The following is an 18,367-nucleotide window of genomic DNA, read 5'->3' on the forward strand; positions in this document are numbered from 1 at the left end:
GGAGCTTGAACCATGACCAGAGCGCCTCTCCCCGCCATCCAGGCTTTCTTTGACCCGCCGACCAACACGATCAGCTATCTGGTCGTCGATCCCGTGACGCGCCGTGCCGCTGTGATCGATCCGGTCCTGGATTTCGACCACCGCGATGGCACGGTCGACGTGCGTTCGGTGGATGCCATTCTCGCTGCCGCGCAAGAGCAGGGTGTGACGATCGAATGGGCGCTGGAGACCCACGCGCATGCCGACCATCTCTCCGGCGCGCCGTACATCAAGTCCAGGACCGGCGCGGCGATCGGAATTGGCGAGCATATCCGAGACGTGCAGCGGATCTTTCGCCCGGTGTTCAATGCCGACGATCTACGCACGGACGGCAGCGATTTCGACCACCTGTTTGCCGATGGCGAGACCTTCCGGATCGGCGAGCTGACGGTTGAAGTCATGCACACGCCCGGACACACGCCGGCGGACATCGCGTACAGGGTCGGCAATGCCGTCTTCGTCGGCGACACTCTCTTCATGCCGGACTACGGCACCGCGCGCGCCGACTTTCCCGGCGGCGACGCCGCGCAGCTCTATCGTTCGATCCAGCGTCTGCTCGCATTGCCGCCGGAGACGCAGCTCTATATGTGCCACGACTACAAGGCGCCGGGTCGCGATCACTACGCCTGGCAAACCACGGTGCGTGAGCAGCGCGAGGGCAATGTCCACCTGAAGGGCGGGGTTACCGAGGCCGAGTACGTGGCTAAGCGCAAGGCGCGCGATGCGACGCTTTCGGCGCCGACGCTGCTCTTGCCGTCAATCCAGGTGAACATCCGTGCCGGCCGGTTTCCAAAAGCCCAGCAGAATGGCGTTCATTACCTGCTGTTGCCGGTTCGCCCGAAGACTCCGGCGGCCTCGGCCGTCCTGGGGTGACGGACCGTCATCGCGCCTGCGCGCGCGTGCGACGCGAAGTTCACGCCTTGAAATACGCGATCTGCGTCGTGGTCGCGAGCAGCCGGCCGTTCGGCGACCACAGCTCGGCGTTCTGGTCGGCGTAGCTCTTGTGCATGATCTTGGAATCCGCCGTCGCCAGCACGCGGGTGATGTCCTCGGCCGCGAGCTCTGCGCTGTCGGTGTGGAAATAGGTCGTCAGCGACACCGTGCCGAACGGCACCAGCTCGCGCCGCGCGTGGAAGATGCGGCCGAAGAAGGCGTCCGACATCGACATCAGCGAGGGCATGTCGAGCTTGCGCGGCTCGCGGTCGCTGATCCAGAGCTTCGAATAGGTGCTGTCGAGCTCGGCCTGCGGCGAGCCGATCCGCATCTCGCCCTCGACGAAGCGGAATTCATACTGGTTGGCCCAGGACGCCTTGATCTTCGGGAACGGCAGCGTCTGCTCGAACGGTTTGGCGTCGGGGGCCTTCGCCACCCGGTGCTCCCAGGACGGCTTGCGCTCGGCGAACACGGCGGTGGCGAGCGTTGCGACTTCGCCGCCGCCCTGGCTGAGCTCGACGCTCCAGTGCTGGCTGGAGCGGTTGGCCTTCACCAGCCGCACGTCGAGATCGAACGGCCCCTTCGCGATCGGCGCGCAGTAATTCACGGTCAGGGCGAGCGGATCGCCGGCGGCCTGCGGATGCTCGATCAGCGCGCGCAGGATCGTCGCGGCCGTGGCGCCGCCGAAGGGGCCGACAAAGGCCCAGTAATCGTCGCTGGTGTGCCCCTGCCAGCTGGCGTCACCCGCGGTGATGCGGGTCGCGTCGTCGAACGGGTGCGGGAGCTTGGCGTGCATGACATCAGACCCTTACTGCGCTTCCGTCCCAGCGGCGAAACTCCATCGTCTCGTCAACGGGACCATATTTTTGCGAATCCGCAAGATCGTCTGCCGGGTCGTCCGTGACCCAGACCTCTGCCGCCGCGCCATTGATGAGCTTCATTGCGATGACGCTCTTGCCGCTGGTTAGATCCGCGACGAAGTCGGCGATGGCGGGCTCCTCGTCCTTCCCGGAAAGGCTGGCGAGGATGCTGCCATGCGTGTGCCAGGGGAAACCGTCGAACCCCAACGTCCAATCCCCGTCGGGACAAATGACGAGCAATCGAAGCTGCCCATCCGGGCTGACATACTCGCCGACAGGCACGATCCACTCCGGCCAGGAAAATCCGACGCCGTAATATGACGCCTATCCTGCCAAATCAATGACCTCGCAGGTAACGCCGATTTCACGGTGCGGAAAATCAGCCGGCGACGTCGCGCAGGTTCGGCAGCAGCGGCGTGGTCGGGTTGACCGGGACGTTCCAGATCTCCTCGGCATATTCGCGGATGGTGCGGTCGGAGGAGAACCAGGCCATGCGCGCGACATTGAGGATGGAGGCGCGCGTCCAGGCCGGTGCGACCTGCCAGCGTGCATCGACGCTGCGCTGGGCTTCGTAATAGGAATCGAAGTCGGCGCTGACCATGTAATGGTCGAGATAGCGCAGCGCGTGCGCGATGGATTCGAAGCGGCCGGGATCTCCGGGCGAAAACTCGCCGGTGCCGATCGCATTGATGGCGCGCTGCAGCTTCGGCGAGTTGCGGATGATGTCGGAAGCGTCCAGTCCCTGCTTGCGGCGGATCATCACGTCGCCGGCCTCCATGCCGAAGATCGCGATGTTCTCAGCTCCGACATGGTCGCGGATCTCGATATTGGCGCCGTCGAGCGTGCCGATGGTGATGGCGCCGTTCAGCGCCAGCTTCATGTTTCCGGTGCCGGAGGCTTCCATGCCGGCGGTGGAGATCTGCTCGGACAAATCGGCCGCGGGGATGATCACTTCCGCGAGGCTGACATTGTAGTCGGGCAGGAAAGCGACCTTCAGCTTGCCGCCGATCGCGGGATCGTTGTTGACGACCTCGGCGACGTCGTTGATCAGCTTGATGATCAGCTTGGCGTATTTGTAGCTCGCCGCCGCCTTGCCGGCGAAGATCTTCACCCGCGGCACCCAATTGCCGTTGGGGTCGTCCTTGATCGCCTGGTACAGCGCGACGGTCTCGATGACGTTGAGGAGCTGGCGCTTGTATTCGTGGATGCGCTTGATCTGTACGTCGAACAGCGCAGTCGGGTCGACCTTGATGCCGAGCCGCTCGCCGATCAGGCGAGCCAGCGCGGTCTTGTTGTGAAGCTTGACGCTGCGGAACTTTTTCTGGAATTCGACGTCGCTGGCGCGCGCCTCGATCAGCGAGAGCTGGGTCGGGTCGTCGAGCACGGCGTCGCCGCAGGTCTCGCGCAACAGGTCGGTGAGCTTGGGGTTCGCCAGCATCAGCCAGCGGCGGAAGGTGATGCCGTTGGTCTTGTTGGTGATGCGCCCGGGGTAGAGATGGTTGAGGTCGTGGAACACGGTCTCGCGCATCAGGTCTGAATGCATCGCCGAGACGCCGTTGATACGATGCGAGCCGACGAAGGCGAGCTGGCCCATGCGCACGCGGCGGCCGCTCTTCTCGTCGATCAGCGAAACCGAGGCGCGGAAGTCGATGTCGCCGGGGGCGCGCGCTTCGGCGAGCGCCAGATGCTGCACGTTGATGCGGTAGATGATCTCGAGATGCCGCGGCAGGAGGCGCTCGAACAATTCGACGGGCCAGGTCTCCAGCGCTTCGGGCAGCAGCGTGTGGTTGGTGTAGGACAGCGTGGCGACGGTGATCTTCCAGGCCTCGTCCCAGCGGAAATTGTGCAGGTCGACGAGGATCCGCATCAGCTCGGTGACGGCAAGGCTCGGATGGGTGTCGTTGAGCTGCACCGCGACCTTGGACGACAGGCTGCGCAGCTGGCCGTCGGAGGCGAGATGCCGCTTGACCAGGTCCTGCAGCGAAGCCGACACGAAGAAATATTCCTGCCGCAGCCGCAGCTCGCGGCCCGCCGGGCTCTCGTCGTTCGGATAGAGGAATTTGCAGATCGCTTCCGCGCGCGCCTGCTCGGAGCTGGCGCTGACGTAGTCGCCCCGGTTGAAGGCATCGAGCTTGAGCGGATCGGGCGAGCGCGCCGACCACAGCCGCAGCGCGTTGACGTGCTGGCCGCGCCAGCCGACGATCGGCGTGTCATAGGCGATCGCCTGCACGGTCTCGGCCGGATGCCAGATCGCGCGGTCGCGGCCCTTGTCGTCGACATGCTCGACGCCGCCGCCGAAATTGATGTCGTAGATCACTTCCGGCCGCTGCAATTCCCAGGGATTGCCGAAGCTCAGCCATTCGTCGGGATATTCCTGCTGCCAGCCTTGATTGATGATCTGGCGGAACAGGCCGTAATCGTAGCGGATGCCGTAGCCGATCGCGGGGATCGACAGCGTCGCCATGCTCTCCATGAAGCAGGCGGCAAGCCGTCCGAGGCCGCCATTGCCGAGCGCCGCATCCGGCTCGCATTTGCGCAGCTCCGGCAGCGAGACGCCGAGATCGCCGAGTGCGACCTCGAAGATCTTGAGCAGGCCCATGTTGTTCAGCGCGTCGGTGAAGAGACGGCCGATCAGGAATTCGAGCGAGAGATAATAGACGCGCTTGCGTCCGGCATCGTAGCTGCGCTTCTCGGCCGAGAGCCAGCGATGCACGATACGGTCGCGCAGCGCGAGCGCGGCGGCCTGGTACCAGTCGTGCTTCGTCGCCATGCCGGCGTCCTTGCCGATGGCAAGGCGCAGCTTCGCCAGGATCGCGCCCTTGATCTCGGCCAGCGCGAGCTCATCGATGGGCTGGCCGGGAGCGGGAAAATTTGGCTGGAACGATTGATCTTGCAAGGCCGTCACTTCCTGGTCGAAACGAACACCACAACCCACGCGTCTTGTAACCCTAAGCGTCCTGCCGCTGCACCGGAACCATCGCTGGCGCGGCCGTGCACTGCGCTGGCGTAAATTTATGCAAGGAATGGGCCGTTTGGGAACCCGGAAGGGCACGGAGTAACGCAGGTTTCGTGCTAGACTGGACGAAGATTCAGCCATCAGTGTGGAGGACGGGCCCATGAGACTGCTGATCGAAATCGCTGCCGCGGCGCTTCTCGTCATCTGCATCGCCACCTCGAGCGCCGCCTTCGCCGCCGGCAAGGGCCGCAGCGCCGATGGCCTGACCTGCGGCTTCAGCCTTCCCCAGAACGCATCTCCCGCCCAGCGCTGCGCCGCGATCAAGCGCCAATGCGGCGGCAAGTTTTTCGCGAATGCGTGCGGGGACAGGCTGGTGTCGGCGGCGAGTTGAGGGGGGTGGGAGAAAGCGAAACTCTCACCCCATCGTCGTCCTGGCGAAAGCCAGGACCCATTACCCCGACGGCTAGATTAGGCCCGACCGGTCATTCCAGTCAGGGTTTTCCTCTTCGATCAGCTTGATCTTCCAGTCGCGCTTCCAGAACTTGAGCTGCTTCTCGCGCGCGATGGCCTCCTGCGGTGTCGCAAATGCCTCGACGTGAACGAGGCGGAAGACCCCGTACTTCCGCACGAACTCCGAGCCGCGGCCCGAACGGTGCAGCTCAAGTCTCGCACGGATGTCGTTGGTGACGCCGATATAGATCGTCCCGTGATGCCGGCTCGCGAGGATATAGACGTAGTAGCTGCCTGTGCTCATCGGTGGCTCACGCTCGCAAAAGCAACGCTGACCGGGCTAATGGGTCCTGGCTTTCGCCAGGACGACGGCTTCAACAACCAATTCTTTAGCATCTCCTCGGCATCGGAACAAATTAAGAACACTTTAGCAAGTCTTTGATATATCATTGTGATTCGGCGCGTTGCCGACACAATATCTAGCGTTTGCCCGATGTCGCGAGGACTACATGTCCACCATTGCCTTCGACCAGTTCGCCCTCACCCGGATCGCCGATTTCGCGCGCTCGCTGTCGCGTCTGCACCAGGCGGCGCGGCGGCAGCGGATCGATGACGACCAGTTCGACCGCGAATTCAACGCGGTGTGCCAGTCGATCTGGGGCTACACCATCGACGATATCAGCGACGATCTGTTCGCCGTCGAGGATCATCTGTTTCTCGATACGCTGGACGAAGCGCATGCGCGCATCTTCGCGGCCGAGCAGGGTTATGACCTCGTGGACGAGGCGGGCATGCTCACCGACTGGTGGGGTTTCTGCTGGATGATCCTGGCCGAGAAGCGCGGCCTGCTGACGGCGGAAAACCGCGCCGCGGCGCGTGCGGCCATCGAGGAGAAATATCTGGCGGCGCCGAACGTGATCGGGGTGATCATCGGGCGGTGACGGTCTCGCTCCTCATCCTGAGGAGCGCGCTTGCGCGCGTCTCGAAGGATGAAGGCCGAACTGCAGCAGCCGGACCTGCATGGTTCGAGACGCCGCGCAGGGGCGCGGCTCCTCACCATGAGGATGACTAATCCAGCCCCGCCCGCTTCGCCGGCTTGGCCGCCGCCTTCGGCACGGTCACATCGGGCAGCGGCTCGCGCACGATCTCGGTCTGCGCCGGCGCATCCGCCGATACGGTCTCCGCGCGCACCGGCGCCACCTTCATCTCGCCGAGGCGGGCGCGGACCTGCGCGGTGAGGCCGGGATAGGAGGCGACCGGGGTGAAGTCGGCGGCCTGGTCGTTGCCGACGCGGATGCCGGTATAGGCGACGAGGCCGTCGCTGGTCGCGATGACATCGCCGGCCTTCAGCGAGGAATCCAGCGCCAGATCGACCGGGGCGAGGCCGACCGGCTCGCGGCCGTTGCAGGTGCAGTCCGATCGCAGCGCCTTGCGATAGGCGAACGCGTTCTCGCTGTCGGCGTAACGCTCGCCGGTCTGCGCATAGGCGCCGTCGATCGAGGAGCCGAAATAGACCTTGGTCGCGCTGGCGGGACAGAACGCCTGACACATCTGCGCCGGCGACACGAGGCCGCGCATCAGCGGAAAATACTTGCCGTCGCAGGTGCGCACGCAGAACGCCGGGCCAGAGCCGCCGGCCGCGGCCGAACGTGTCGGCGGCACATATTGCGGGGTAGCGGCATTCTGCTGGCCGGTGAAGGGATCGGCGTAGGAGTTCGCCTGCGGCACCTCGCGCTGCGGGCGCTGCTGCTGCGTGCCGCCGAACAGGAAGTCGAACAGGCCTTCGGCCGAGACCGGGGCCGGAGCCGCAAGCAGCGGAGCTGCAAGGGTGGCGGCCACAAGCATCGCGCGACGCCGCCGGCGCGCATGGGACACGATGTTACGCAAGGCTCACTCCACCCAACGCTACTGAACCGGGCCGGGACCTTGAGGTCTCAGCACATGATTCACCATAAGCCGCGATGGTAAATGAGCAGTTGCGCGGAGGCGGTTTCAAGTCGGGCCGGTGACCTCTTTAAGGCCGGGCACAGCTTCCGACGGATGGTGGCTTCCGGGCAACGCCCGGGAACAGCGGCACGAGGTTTCGTGCCGCTACGCTTTCAGAAATTCCGATGCCTTGTACAGCGAGCGGAACGGCAGGCCGGCCGCGCCGAACGTGTCGGTGGCGCCTTCCTCGCGGTCGACCATGGTCAGCACCAGCACCACATCGGCGCCGGTCTCGCGCACGGATTCCACCGCCTTCATCGCCGAGCCGCCGGTCGTGGTGACGTCCTCGACGATCACGACGCGCTTGCCCGCCAGCGTCTCGCCCCTGGGCAGGCCCTCTATTGCGAGCTTGGCGCCATGCTCCTTCGGCTTCTTGCGCACGAAGAAGGCCGCGATCGGATGGCCCTTGATCCAGGAGATCTGCGCCAGCGCGCCGGCGAGCGGCACCGCGCCCATCTCGAGCCCGCCGATGAAATCGAGCTGGTCGTCCTTCAGCGCCTCGTAGGTCAGCTCGGCCAACAGCGTCGCGCCCTCGGGGTCGAGCATGGTCGGCTTGAGGTTGAAGTAGAAATCGCTCTTGCGGCCCGACGCGAGCGTCACCTCGCCCCGGCCGAATGAGCGCCGGCGGATGATCTCGAACAGGCGGGCGCGGGAAGCGGATTTCGACACGGCGGTCCCTCGAACAGCTTTCTTGAAGGTGGCGGAATTTATCCGCGACGGCGGCGACATTCCAGAGGGGGTGGGCCCCGCAAGACCACCGTCAACAGGGCATCGCCCGCGGCGGCCGGACAGCCACCATGCCCGACCGCCGGTTGTAACACCGCAAGGTCCTGGGCTAGTGGGATGCCAGACAATGCGGGAAGGAACAGCCCTATGACCATCGAGCTCCACACCTGGAATACGCCCAACGGCCGCAAGATTTCGGTCGCGCTGGAGGAAATGGGGCTGCCCTACAAGGTCATTCCGGTGAACATTACCAAGGGCGAGCAGATGGCGCCGGGGTTCCTCAAGCTGTCGCCCAACAACAAGATTCCCGCGATCGTCGACCCCGAGGGTCCCGACGGCAAGCCCGTCAGCATCTTCGAGTCCGGGGCGATCCTGCTCTATCTCGGCGAAAAGACCGGCAAATTCCTGCCGAAATCGCTTTCCGCCCGCATCCCGGTCTATGAATGGCTGATGTGGCAGATGGGCGGCTTCGGCCCGATGCCCGGTCAGGTGCATCATTTCATCGCACTCGAGAACGAGCAGGACCGCGCCTATGGCCTGAAGCGCTACATGGCCGAGACCCGCCGGCTCTACGGCGTGCTGGACCGCCGCCTGGCAGACCGTGACTTCGTCGCCGGCGAGCTCTCGGTCGCCGATTTCGCCATCCTGGGCTGGGCCTGGCGTCACCCTCGCCACAAGGTTGATCTGGCCGACTTCCCCAACGTCAAGCGCTGGTACGAGGCGCTGATGGCGCGCCCGGCCGTGAAGCGCGGCATGGACGCCAAGCTGGATTAGTCGCTCGGCTGTCGCACCTCGTGCCCCGGACGCAGTGCAGCGCGTAAGCGGTGCACTGCAGAGCCGGGGCCTATGCCTCTCCGATTCTCGTTCTGGGCTTTCTGGGTCCCGGCTCTACGCTGCAGCGCGTCCGGGACACGGGCGGACTGTGGTTCGCGGCGTCCGCTCACACCTTCTTCGCTTCGACCGCCATCCGCACCGCGAGCCCGGCCAGCACCGTGCCCATGAGCCAGCGCTGCACCAGCATCCAGCTCGGCCGGCTCGCCAGGAACAGCGCAATCGATCCGGCGGCGAGCGCGATGATCGCATTGACGCTGACGCTGATCGCGATCTGGATCGCGCCCAGCACCACCGACTGCGTCAGCATGCTGCCGGCGGCGGGATCGATGAACTGCGGCAGCAGCGCCAGATACAGCATCGCGATCTTCGGGTTGAGCAGATTGGTGACGAGGCCCATCGCGAACAATTTGCGTGGGCTGTCGATCGCGAGCTTCTTCACCTCGAACGGCGAGCGCCCGCCCGGCTTCACCGCCTGCCAGGCGAGCCAGAGCATGTAGCCGGCGCCGGCAAAGCGCAGCGCGTCATAGGCAAAGGGAATCGCGAGCAGCAGCGCCGTGATGCCGAACGCCGCGCACAGCATGTAGAACACGAAGCCGAGCGCCACGCCGCCGAGCGACACGATGCCCGCCGCCGGGCCCTGCGTGATCGAGCGCGAGATCAGGTAGATCATGTTCGGCCCGGGCGTGAGCACGAGACCGAGGCAGACGAGCGCGAAGCCGAGCAGGGCGGTGGTGTGGGGCATGGCTGAACCGTTGCGGGAGATGGCACGGTTCTAGTCTGCGCGGGATCGCGGTGCCATCGCGCAATTGCTCGGAGGACAATTGGGTTGTCGCCGCGTACTCGCTGTACTCCCTCGCCCCGTTCTTACGGGGAGAGGGTTGGGGTGAGGGGCCTCTCTCCCCGGGTGAGATCGTTGTGAGACCTGTACCCCCTCACCCGGAATCCGCGCTACGCGCGAATTCCGACCTCTCCCCGCAGGCGGGGAGAGGTAAGAAAGGTCAGTGCGCCTCGTCCCAATTGTTCGCTGCGCGCGCATCCACGTGCAGCGGCACCGAGAGCAGCACGGCCGGGAACGGCGCGTCCTGCATCACGCGCTGCACGACGGGGAGCGTCGCCTCGACCTCGGCGTCGGGCACCTCGAAGATCAGTTCGTCATGCACCTGCAGCAGCATCTGCGCCGAGAGCTTCTTCTCGGCGAGCGCGTCCTCCACCCGCGTCATGGCGCGGCGGATGATGTCGGCTGCGGTGCCTTGCAGCCGCGCGTTGATCGCGGCGCGCTCGTTGAAGGCGCGCACCGAGGCGTTCGAGGCCTTGATGTCGGGGTAGTGGCACTTGCGGCCGAACAGCGTGGTAACATAGCCGTGGCTGCGGCAGAAATCGCGCGTCTCGTCCATGTAGGCGCGGATGCCGGGGAAGCGCTCGAAATATTTCTTGATGTAGGCGGAGGCCTCCTCGCGCGCGATGCCGAGCTGGTTGGCGAGGCCGAACGCGGAGATGCCGTAGATGATGCCGAAATTGATCGCTTTCGCGCGGCGGCGGATCTCGCTCGGCATGCCCTTGATCGGCACGCCGAACATTTCGGAGGCGGTCATCGCGTGAATGTCGAGCCCGTCGCGGAACGCCTGCTTCAGCACGGGGATGTCGGCGATTTCCGCCAGCAGCCGCAGCTCGATCTGCGAATAGTCGGCGGAGACCAGCTTGTGCCCCTTCGTCGCGATGAAGGCGCGGCGGATCTTGCGGCCGTCCTCGGTACGCACCGGGATGTTCTGCAAGTTCGGCTCGTTCGACGACAGCCGGCCCGTCGTGGTCGCGGCCAGCGCGTAGGTCGTATGCACGCGGTGCGTCTGCGGGTTGACGTAGGTCGGCAGCGCGTCGGTGTAGGTCGATTTCAGCTTCGAGACCTGCCGCCACTCCAGGATCTTCTTCGGGAAGTCGTGGCCCTGCTCGGCGAGATCGTCCAGCACCTGCGCGGTGGTGGACCACGCACCGGTCTTGGTCTTGGTACCGCCTGAGAGGCCCATCTTGCCGAACAGGATGTCGCCGATCTGCTTGGGGCTGCCGACATTGACGGGCTCGCCCGCGATCTCCTGGATCTCGGCCGCGACGCGCGCGGCGGTCTGGGCGAAGTCGCCTGACAGGCGCGACAGCACCTGGCGGTCGATCGAGATGCCGCGCCGCTCCATGCGCGCGAGCACGGAGACCAGTGGCCGCTCCAGCGTCTCGTAGACGGTCGTCATGTGCTCGCCGACGAGGCGCGGCTTCAGCACGCGCCAGACGCGCACGGTCATGTCGGCGCCTTCGGCCGACAGCGGTGCGGCCTTCTCGATCGGCACCTGGTCGAACGTGATCTTGTTCTTGCCGCTGCCGAGCAGCTCGCTCTCCTTCAGCATGGCGTGGCCGAACCAGCGCTCGGACAGCGATTCCAGCGCGTGCGAGCCGCGGCCGGCGTCGAGCACGTAGGAGATCAGCAGCGCATCGTCGATGTTGCGCAGGGTGATGCCGTGCTGTGCCAGCATCACGGCGGTGAACTTGACGTCGAAGCCGATCTTGAGGATGCCCGCCGATTCCAGCACCGGCCGCAGCGCTTCGATGGCGTCGGCATGCTTGACCTGGTCGGGCGCAAGGCCCGCGTCGAACAGGCCGCCATCGCCGCCGGACTGCTTGTGCGCCAGCGGCACATAGCAGGCCTCGTTCGGCGCCAGCGCCAGCGCGATGCCGCAGAGATCGGCCTGCATCGGGTCGATGCTGTTCGCCTTGATCTCGATCGCGACATGGCCGGTGTCATGGATGCGCGCGATGAAGGCGTTCAGCTCCTTCAGCGACTTGATCGCCTGATATTTGGCCCGATCGACCGGCAGCTTGCGCAGCGCCTCCTCGCGCGCCGCAGCGAGCGAGACCGGCGCGCCCTTCGGGCTCGCGGCCTTGTCTTCCTTGTTGGCCGATTTGTTGGGCGCGCCCGCGCGGGCCTGTGGCGCGGTGCCTGTTCCCGGCGCGGGCGTGACGTCCGAGGGCGGCAGCGGCGAGAACACGCTGGCGCCGCTGGCATAGCCGGGATCGGCGTCCACATTGGAGGGATCGACCTGCGCATAGTCGGCGACACGCCGGGTCAGCGTGGTGAATTCCATCGCCTTCAGGAACGCGATTAGCTTGCGCGCGTCCGGCTCCTGGACGGCGAGATCGTCCAGCGGCACGTCCAGCGCGACCTTGTCGTCGAGCAGCACGAGCTGCCGCGAGATGCGCGCCTTCTCGGCGTTTTCGAGCAGGGCCTCACGCCGCTTCGGCTGCTTGATCTCGGTGGCGCGGAACAGGAGCTGTTCGAGGTCGCCATATTCGGTGATCAACTGCGCCGCGGTCTTGATGCCGATGCCGGGCACGCCGGGCACGTTGTCGGTGGAATCGCCGGCGAGCGCCTGCACTTCCACCACCTTCTCCGGCGGCACGCCGAACTTCTCGATCACCTCGGGGATGCCGATGCGGCGATCCTTCATGGTGTCGTACATCATGATCTTGTCGTTCACGAGCTGCATCAGATCCTTGTCGGAGGACACGATGGTCGTGGTGGCGCCGCGCGCGGAAGCCTGCCGCGCATAGGTCGCGATGAGATCGTCGGCCTCGAAGCCGACTTGCTCCAGGCAGGGCAGGTCGAAGGCGCGCACCGCTTCGCGGATCAGCGCGAATTGCGGGATCAGATCGTCCGGGGCCGGCGGCCGGTGTGCCTTGTACTCGGGATAGATCTTGTTGCGGAAGGTGACCTCCGACTTGTCGAACACGATCGCCAGATGCGTCGGCCGATTGTCCTCCGGCATGTCGCGCAGCAGCTTCCACAGCATGTTGCAGAAGCCGAGCACCGCGTTGACCTGCAGGCCGTCGGACTTGCGGTTCAGCGGCGGCAGCGCGTGATAGGCGCGGAAGATGTAGCCGGAACCGTCCACCAGGAAGATATGGTCACCCTTGCCGGCCGCCTTCGCCGCGACCGGTTTGGCAGCAGCTGTCGCAGCAGCGGGCATTTTCTCGGCGGCAGCCTTTGGCGCGGCCTTGGTGTCAGCTTTGGCGGTGGTCTTCGGGGATGTCTTGGGCATGGCCGCAATGTATGAATTTTTGCGGGGTTTGACAGCCTTTGGAGGGGGATTTTTGGCGGGATTCCCACATCTCTCGTCGTCCCGGCGAAGGCCGGGACCCATAACCACAGGGCGTAGTTTGGCGAAGATTCGGAGTTACCATCGACCGCTATAACTAAGTTTTCGGAGTATGGGTCCCGGCCTTCGCCGGGACGACGGCGTGGAGAATGCGTCGCTCCGCTACTCCGCCGCCTGCAGCACCGGCCCTGCCTTCTTCGGCGCGATCCAGAACGCGTCCGGCCGCTCGAAGAGGAAGCGCGCGTTGAACAGCAAGGCAACCTTCCAGATCGCAAGCGCGCCGAGCACGCCGGCGATGGTGACGATCAGCGACACCGTGCCGATATCGGGGATGATGCCGGTGCGCAGCAGCAGCGTGCGCGTCGCGGCCATCGGCAGGAAGAAGGCGAGATAGATCACGATCGAATGCTCGCCGCAGAAGCGGAAGAAGTTGAGCCATTGCGCGCGCGCCAGCAGCGTGCCCATCGTGATGATGGCACAGGCGCCGGCGAAGCCGAGCGCGAGCGACACGGTCTTCCATTCGCTGGCGCCAATTGAAACGAGGCCGGCATTGACCAGTGCCCAGGCCGCGAGCGCCGCAAGCGCCCACGCCGGATGATTGCGCGCGCGATCCGACAGCGCGAACACGTAAGGCGCGAACAGATAGCCCGAGTAGAAATAGACGAAGCGCGAGCAGAATTCGTCGATCGCGGTCCACCCCGTCGAGATGCGCGCCGTCTCCAGCGCGGCGGCGATGAGCCAGATCGCGAGCGGCGGAAATTTGCGTGTCAGTTTTGTGACGACGAAGAACACCGGCAGCAGGTAGATGAACCAGAGCGTGCCGAACGGCTCGATGAAGGATTCGAGATACAGCAGGCCCACCTCGCGCCAGCTCGACTCGGCCGCGAAGGCCGGCGCCTTGAAGCCGAACTGGATTGTCACCCAGACGACATAGAAATAGGCGAAATGCATCACCTTGCGGTCGAGATAGGTGCGCCAGTCGCGGTCGATCACGAGCGGCAGGAACAGGCCCGAAATCAGGAAGAAATCCGGCATCCGGAACGGCTTTGCGAAGGCCACGGCGACATGCATGAAACCGGTCTTGCCGGCGGCGAGCTCGACCCCCAGCACCGAATGCATCATCACCACCATGACGATGCAGATGCCCTTGGCGTAGTCGACCCAGTCGACACGCGCGGCAGCGGAGGCCCTGGGAAGCCCGTTTGCGGCGATTGTGCCTGATGCAGCCATGGTGTCCCTTTTCGAGGCGTGTTCCGCCCGGCCCTGTATGGGCGCGGGGCAGTTTGCAGCGCCCCGGTTTCCGACTTCTTTACCGGTTCAATTCGCGTGCCGGTTTTTACGTCGCAGACGGTTCCCTTCCACCGGGAAAATGCTAAACCGCCCCGCGTTGGGGTTTCGTTAACCAAGCAGGAACAGGGTTTTTCATGCGAATCGCGATGATCGGAACGGGCTATGTGGGACTGGTGTCCGGAGCCTGCTTTGCGGATTTCGGTCACGACGTCACCTGCGTCGACAAGGACGAGAGGAAGATCGCAGCCCTTCACCGTGGCGAGATCCCGATCTACGAGCCCGGCCTCGACGAGCTGGTCGCAACCAACGTGAAGGCCAAGCGGCTCGACTTCACCACCGACCTCTCCAAGCCGGTCGCCGACGCTGACGCCGTGTTCATCGCGGTCGGCACGCCGTCGCGCCGCGGCGACGGTCATGCCGACCTGTCCTACGTCTACGCCGCCGCGAAAGAGATCGCGCAGTCGCTGTCCGGCTTCACCGTCGTCGTGACGAAGTCGACCGTGCCCGTCGGCACCGGCGACGAGGTCGAGCGCATCATTCGCGAGACCAATCCGAAGGCCGACGTCGTCGTTGCCTCCAACCCCGAGTTCCTGCGCGAAGGCGCGGCGATCCGCGACTTCAAGTTTCCGGATCGCGTCGTGGTCGGCACCTCCGACGAGCGCGGCCGCAAGGTGATGGGCGACATCTATCGCCCGCTGTCGCTGAACCAGGCGCCGCTGATGTTCACCGCGCGCCGCACCGCCGAGATGATCAAATACGCCGCGAACGCGTTCCTCGCGACCAAGATCACCTTCATCAACGAGATCGCCGATCTCTCCGAGAAGGTCGGCGCCAATGTGCAGGAGGTCGCGCGCGGCATTGGCCTCGACAATCGCATCGGCACCAAGTTCCTGCATGCCGGCCCCGGCTTCGGCGGCTCGTGCTTCCCGAAGGACACCAAGGCGCTGATCAAGATCGCGCAGGATTACGACGTGAGTTTGCGCATCGTCGAATCCGTGCTGGCGGTCAACGAGAACCGCAAGCGCGCGATGGCGCGGAAGGTCGGCCAGGCGCTCGGCGGCTCCTTGCGCGGCAAGACCATCGCGGTGCTCGGCCTCACCTTCAAGCCCGACACCGACGACATGCGTGATGCGCCGTCGATCCCGCTCGTCACCGGCCTCATCGACATGGGCGCGAAGGTGAAGGCCTTCGACCCCGTCGGCATGGAGCAGGCCAAGGGTGAGCTGCCCAACATCAACTATTGCGAGGATGCCTATTCCTGTGCGCAAGGAGCCGACGCGCTGGTCGTCGTCACCGAATGGGTGCAGTTCCGCGGTCTCGATCTCGACCGGCTGAAGAGCGTCATGGCACAGCCCGTCGTCGTCGACCTCCGCAACATCTACAGCCCCGAAGACATGCGCGCCGCCGGCTTCACCTATGAGAGCGTCGGCCGTCCGTCGGCGTAGGGCTGATAATTCGCCACAGCGCATAATTCCGTCATGGCCGGGCTTGTCCCGGCTATCCACGTCTTGTTCACTCGCAGGTGAAAGAACGTGGATGTCCGGGACAAGCCCGGGCATGACGACCGGATGATTCCTTGCCCCGCACCTTCGACACGCCCCTCCCGATCGATGCCGTGCTCGACGACCTCTCGCGCACGCTGGAGGTGCATAACGCGGCCGTGCTGGTGGCGCCTCCGGGCGCCGGCAAGACCACGCGCGTCCCGCTGGCGCTGCTCGATGCGCCTTGGGCGAAAGGCAAAAAGATCATCGTGCTGGAGCCGCGCCGTATCGCCGCGCGCGCCAGCGCCGACCGCATGGCCAAATCGCTCGGCGAGCGTGCCGGCGAGACCGTCGGTTATCGCGTCCGCTTCGGCTCGAAAATCTCGCGGGCGACGCGTATCGAGGTGGTCACCGAAGGCATCTTCACCCGCCAGATCCTCGACGACCCCGAAATGTCGGGCGTTGCCGCTATCCTGTTCGACGAATTCCACGAGCGCTCGCTCGACGCCGACATGGGCCTCGCGCTGGCGCGCGACGCACAAACGGGCCTGCGCGAGGACCTGCGCATCCTCGTGATGTCGGCGACGCTCGACGGCGCGCGCGTGGCAAAACTGCTGGGCGATGCGCCTGTGGTCGAGAGCGAGGGCCGCGCTTTTCCGGTCGAGACGCGCTATCTCGGCCGCAAGGCCGATGCGCCGATCGAGCGGCAGATGGCGGATGCCATCGCGTCCGCGCTGCGCGCCGACAGCGGCTCGGTGCTGGCGTTCCTGCCGGGCGCCGCGGAGATCCGCCGCACCCAGAATTTCCTCAGCGAGCGCGTGCAGGATGCCTCGATCGAGATCGTGCCGCTGTTCGGCGCGCTCGATGCCGCCGTGCAGGACCGCGCCATTTCTCCCGCACCCAAGGGCATGCGCAAGGTCGTGCTGGCGACCTCGATCGCGGAGACCTCGCTCACCATCGAGGGCGTGCGCATCGTGGTCGATTCCGGTTTGGCCCGCGTGCCGCGCTATGAGCCCGACATCGGCCTGACGCGGCTCGAGACCGTGCGCGCCGCACGCGCGGCGGTGGACCAGCGCCGCGGCCGTGCCGGCCGTACCGAGCCCGGGGTCTGCTACCGGCTCTGGGACGAGCCGCAGACAGCTTCGCTCGCGCCCTACACCCAACCGGAAATCCTCAGCGCCGACCTGTCCTCGCTCGTGCTCGATCTCGCGCAATGGGGCGTTGCCGATCCCGGCGCGCTGTCGTTTCTCGATCCGCCGCCCGCACCCGCCTGGAAGGAAGCCAAAAGCCTGCTGTCCGAGCTCAACGCGCTCGATGGCGACGGCCGCATCACCGCGGAAGGCAAGAGCCTGCGCGCGCTGGCGCTGCCGCCGCGGCTGGCGCGCATGATCGTGGATTCGCATCGCGCCGGCGAGGGCGAAGCCGCCGCCGAGATCGCGGCCATCATCACCGAGCGCGGGCTTGGCGGCGACAGCGTCGATCTCGAGCATCGCCGCGACCAGTTCCGCCGAGATCGCTCGCCGCGTGCCGCGAGCGCGCGCGATCTGGCGCGGCGCTGGGCCTCGCAGGTGGCGGCCTCGGAGAAGGCGGGGCAGCAGGACGATCTCTCCACTGGCCTGATGCTGGCCTACGCCTTTCCGGATCGTGTCGCGCGCAATCGCGGCAATGGCAGTTTTGTCCTGGCCAACGGCCGCGGCGCCGCGGTCGAGCAGACCTCCTCGCTCGCCCGCGCACCCTATATCGCGATCGGCGAGATGACGGGAACGGCGGCGAGCGGCCGCATCCTGCTCGCCGCGCAGATCACCGAGGGCGAGATCGAACGCCATTTCGCCGAGCATATCGAGAGTGCCGACGAGATCACGTTCGATCGCGGCGCGATGGCGCTGCGCGCACGGCGCAAGCGCGTACTTCATGCGATCACGCTGTCGGAGGCGACGCTTGCCGTGTCGCCTTCGGAGGACACCGCGCGCATTTTCGCAGACGGCCTGATTGCGGCAGGCCTCGACCGGCTGCCGTGGTCGAAAGCCGCCAAGCAGTGGCGCGACCGCGTCATATTCCTGCGCAAGGCCGAGGGCGACAGCTGGCCTGATCTCACGAACGACGGGCTGATCGCGCGGCGCGACGATTGGCTTGTGCCGGCGCTCTACGACAAGATCGCGCTGAAGGACATCTCGCCCGGCGATCTCTCCGACGCGCTGATGGCGCTGTTGCCGTGGGACATGCGGGCGCGGCTCGACCGCGAGGCGCCGACGCATTTCGAGGCGCCGACGGGAAGCGTGCTCGCGATCGACTACGAGGCCGAGCAGGGGCCGACGATTGCGGTACGGCTGCAGGAATTGTTCGGCCTCAACACCCATCCGTCGATCGCCGCCGGCAAGGTGCCGCTGGTGCTGGAATTGTTGTCGCCGGCGCAGCGCCCGGTGCAGGTCACACGGGACCTGCCCGGCTTCTGGCGCGGCAGTTATGCGGCGGTCCGCTCGGACCTGCGCGGCCGCTACCCGCGCCATCCCTGGCCCGACGACCCCGCGAGCGCGCTGCCGACCCGGCGGGCGAAGCCGCGCGGGACGTGACTTTGTAATCCGGCATTAACCGTCCGCTCATCCTTTTCGCCAAAATGGCGAAGTTCTGGCCGCGGCGTTGCTCGCGGGTAGAGGGGTTGCGTGGTGAAATCGGGCT

15 protein-coding genes are annotated in these 18,367 nt (G+C 65.7%); 6 read left to right on the forward strand and 9 right to left on the reverse strand.

The annotated features are described in order from the left end of the window. Positions 1-12 precede the first annotated feature (12 nt). Positions 13-912 carry an MBL fold metallo-hydrolase gene (locus A7X65_RS32895; protein WP_063693148.1) on the forward strand — a complete coding sequence of 300 codons (900 nt, stop codon included), beginning with the start codon at positions 13-15 and terminating at the stop codon, positions 910-912. A gap of 40 nt (positions 913-952) precedes the next feature. Here the strand turns inward: A7X65_RS32895 and A7X65_RS32900 are convergent, their stop codons facing one another. The 3 genes from A7X65_RS32900 to A7X65_RS32910 form a co-directional block, all read right to left on the reverse strand. Then, positions 953-1,768 (reverse strand): acyl-CoA thioesterase, encoded by an 816-nt coding sequence (locus A7X65_RS32900; protein WP_063693150.1) that lies wholly within the window; start codon positions 1,766-1,768, stop codon positions 953-955. Positions 1,769-1,772: 4 nt separating this feature from the next. Further along, complete coding sequence (locus tag A7X65_RS32905; protein ID WP_063693152.1) at positions 1,773-2,114, reverse strand: hypothetical protein; 342 nt, start codon at positions 2,112-2,114, stop codon at positions 1,773-1,775. A 97-nt stretch (positions 2,115-2,211) separates the two neighbouring features. Continuing rightward, a complete protein-coding gene (locus tag A7X65_RS32910; RefSeq protein WP_063693153.1) occupies positions 2,212-4,728 on the reverse strand; it encodes a glycogen/starch/alpha-glucan phosphorylase in 2,517 nt (838 codons plus the stop codon). Positions 4,729-4,948: 220 nt separating this feature from the next. Here A7X65_RS32910 and A7X65_RS32915 point away from each other — a divergent pair, with 220 nt between their 5' ends. Further along, positions 4,949-5,179, forward strand: coding sequence for a hypothetical protein (locus A7X65_RS32915; protein ID WP_063693155.1), 231 nt, complete (start codon positions 4,949-4,951; stop codon positions 5,177-5,179). 72 nt (positions 5,180-5,251) lie between these two features. Here the strand turns inward: A7X65_RS32915 and A7X65_RS32920 are convergent, their stop codons facing one another. Next, positions 5,252-5,542: a GIY-YIG nuclease family protein gene (locus A7X65_RS32920; protein WP_063693157.1), complete on the reverse strand. Its 291-nt coding sequence runs from the start codon at positions 5,540-5,542 to the stop codon at positions 5,252-5,254. A gap of 205 nt (positions 5,543-5,747) precedes the next feature. On the opposite strand from A7X65_RS32920, the gene A7X65_RS32925 reads away from it, so the two are divergent. Continuing rightward, positions 5,748-6,179: a hypothetical protein gene (locus A7X65_RS32925; protein ID WP_063693159.1), complete on the forward strand. Its 432-nt coding sequence runs from the start codon at positions 5,748-5,750 to the stop codon at positions 6,177-6,179. A 127-nt stretch (positions 6,180-6,306) separates the two neighbouring features. Here A7X65_RS32925 and A7X65_RS32930 read toward each other — a convergent pair whose 3' ends face one another. Further along, positions 6,307-7,083 (reverse strand): DUF2865 domain-containing protein, encoded by a 777-nt coding sequence (locus A7X65_RS32930; RefSeq protein WP_063693162.1) that lies wholly within the window; start codon positions 7,081-7,083, stop codon positions 6,307-6,309. Positions 7,084-7,329: 246 nt separating this feature from the next. Beyond that, positions 7,330-7,893 carry an orotate phosphoribosyltransferase gene (gene pyrE, locus A7X65_RS32935; protein ID WP_063693164.1) on the reverse strand — a complete coding sequence of 188 codons (564 nt, stop codon included), beginning with the start codon at positions 7,891-7,893 and terminating at the stop codon, positions 7,330-7,332. Positions 7,894-8,097: 204 nt separating this feature from the next. On the opposite strand from pyrE, the gene A7X65_RS32940 reads away from it, so the two are divergent. Next, complete coding sequence (locus A7X65_RS32940; protein ID WP_063693166.1) at positions 8,098-8,724, forward strand: glutathione S-transferase family protein; 627 nt, start codon at positions 8,098-8,100, stop codon at positions 8,722-8,724. Positions 8,725-8,890: 166 nt separating this feature from the next. Here A7X65_RS32940 and A7X65_RS32945 read toward each other — a convergent pair whose 3' ends face one another. From A7X65_RS32945 to A7X65_RS32955, 3 genes are all read right to left on the reverse strand, one after another. Further along, a complete protein-coding gene (locus A7X65_RS32945; protein WP_063693169.1) occupies positions 8,891-9,526 on the reverse strand; it encodes a LysE family translocator in 636 nt (211 codons plus the stop codon). 256 nt (positions 9,527-9,782) lie between these two features. After that, positions 9,783-12,863 (reverse strand): DNA polymerase I, encoded by a 3,081-nt coding sequence (gene polA / locus A7X65_RS32950; protein WP_063693171.1) that lies wholly within the window; start codon positions 12,861-12,863, stop codon positions 9,783-9,785. A gap of 219 nt (positions 12,864-13,082) precedes the next feature. Beyond that, positions 13,083-14,150: an acyltransferase family protein gene (locus A7X65_RS32955; RefSeq protein ID WP_063693173.1), complete on the reverse strand. Its 1,068-nt coding sequence runs from the start codon at positions 14,148-14,150 to the stop codon at positions 13,083-13,085. A 194-nt stretch (positions 14,151-14,344) separates the two neighbouring features. Here A7X65_RS32955 and A7X65_RS32960 point away from each other — a divergent pair, with 194 nt between their 5' ends. Together A7X65_RS32960 and hrpB are read left to right on the forward strand one after the other, a co-directional pair. Next, positions 14,345-15,655, forward strand: a complete 1,311-nt coding sequence (locus A7X65_RS32960; RefSeq protein WP_063693175.1) for a UDP-glucose dehydrogenase family protein — start codon at positions 14,345-14,347, stop codon at positions 15,653-15,655. 131 nt (positions 15,656-15,786) lie between these two features. Continuing rightward, on the forward strand, positions 15,787-18,261 hold the full coding sequence (hrpB, locus tag A7X65_RS32965; protein WP_063693176.1) for an ATP-dependent helicase HrpB: 2,475 nt from the start codon (positions 15,787-15,789) through the stop codon (positions 18,259-18,261). The last annotated feature ends 106 nt before the right edge of the window (positions 18,262-18,367 follow it).

It is taken from the genome of Bradyrhizobium stylosanthis (assembly GCF_001641335.1).
In the GTDB taxonomy this organism is placed as follows: domain Bacteria; phylum Pseudomonadota; class Alphaproteobacteria; order Rhizobiales; family Xanthobacteraceae; genus Bradyrhizobium; species Bradyrhizobium stylosanthis.

Coding starts and splice junctions, on each gene's coding strand:
- A7X65_RS32895 (WP_063693148.1), top strand. CDS start 13: ATGACCAGAGCGCCTCTCCCCGCCATCCAGGCTTTCTTTGACCCGCCG.
- A7X65_RS32900 (WP_063693150.1), bottom strand. CDS start 1,768: ATGCACGCCAAGCTCCCGCACCCGTTCGACGACGCGACCCGCATCACC.
- A7X65_RS32915 (WP_063693155.1), top strand. CDS start 4,949: ATGAGACTGCTGATCGAAATCGCTGCCGCGGCGCTTCTCGTCATCTGC.
- A7X65_RS32920 (WP_063693157.1), bottom strand. CDS start 5,542: ATGAGCACAGGCAGCTACTACGTCTATATCCTCGCGAGCCGGCATCAC.
- A7X65_RS32925 (WP_063693159.1), top strand. CDS start 5,748: ATGTCCACCATTGCCTTCGACCAGTTCGCCCTCACCCGGATCGCCGAT.
- A7X65_RS32930 (WP_063693162.1), bottom strand. CDS start 7,083: ATGCTTGTGGCCGCCACCCTTGCAGCTCCGCTGCTTGCGGCTCCGGCC.
- A7X65_RS32940 (WP_063693166.1), top strand. CDS start 8,098: ATGACCATCGAGCTCCACACCTGGAATACGCCCAACGGCCGCAAGATT.
- A7X65_RS32945 (WP_063693169.1), bottom strand. CDS start 9,526: ATGCCCCACACCACCGCCCTGCTCGGCTTCGCGCTCGTCTGCCTCGGT.
- polA (WP_063693171.1), bottom strand. CDS start 12,863: ATGCCCAAGACATCCCCGAAGACCACCGCCAAAGCTGACACCAAGGCC.
- A7X65_RS32955 (WP_063693173.1), bottom strand. CDS start 14,150: ATGGCTGCATCAGGCACAATCGCCGCAAACGGGCTTCCCAGGGCCTCC.
- A7X65_RS32960 (WP_063693175.1), top strand. CDS start 14,345: ATGCGAATCGCGATGATCGGAACGGGCTATGTGGGACTGGTGTCCGGA.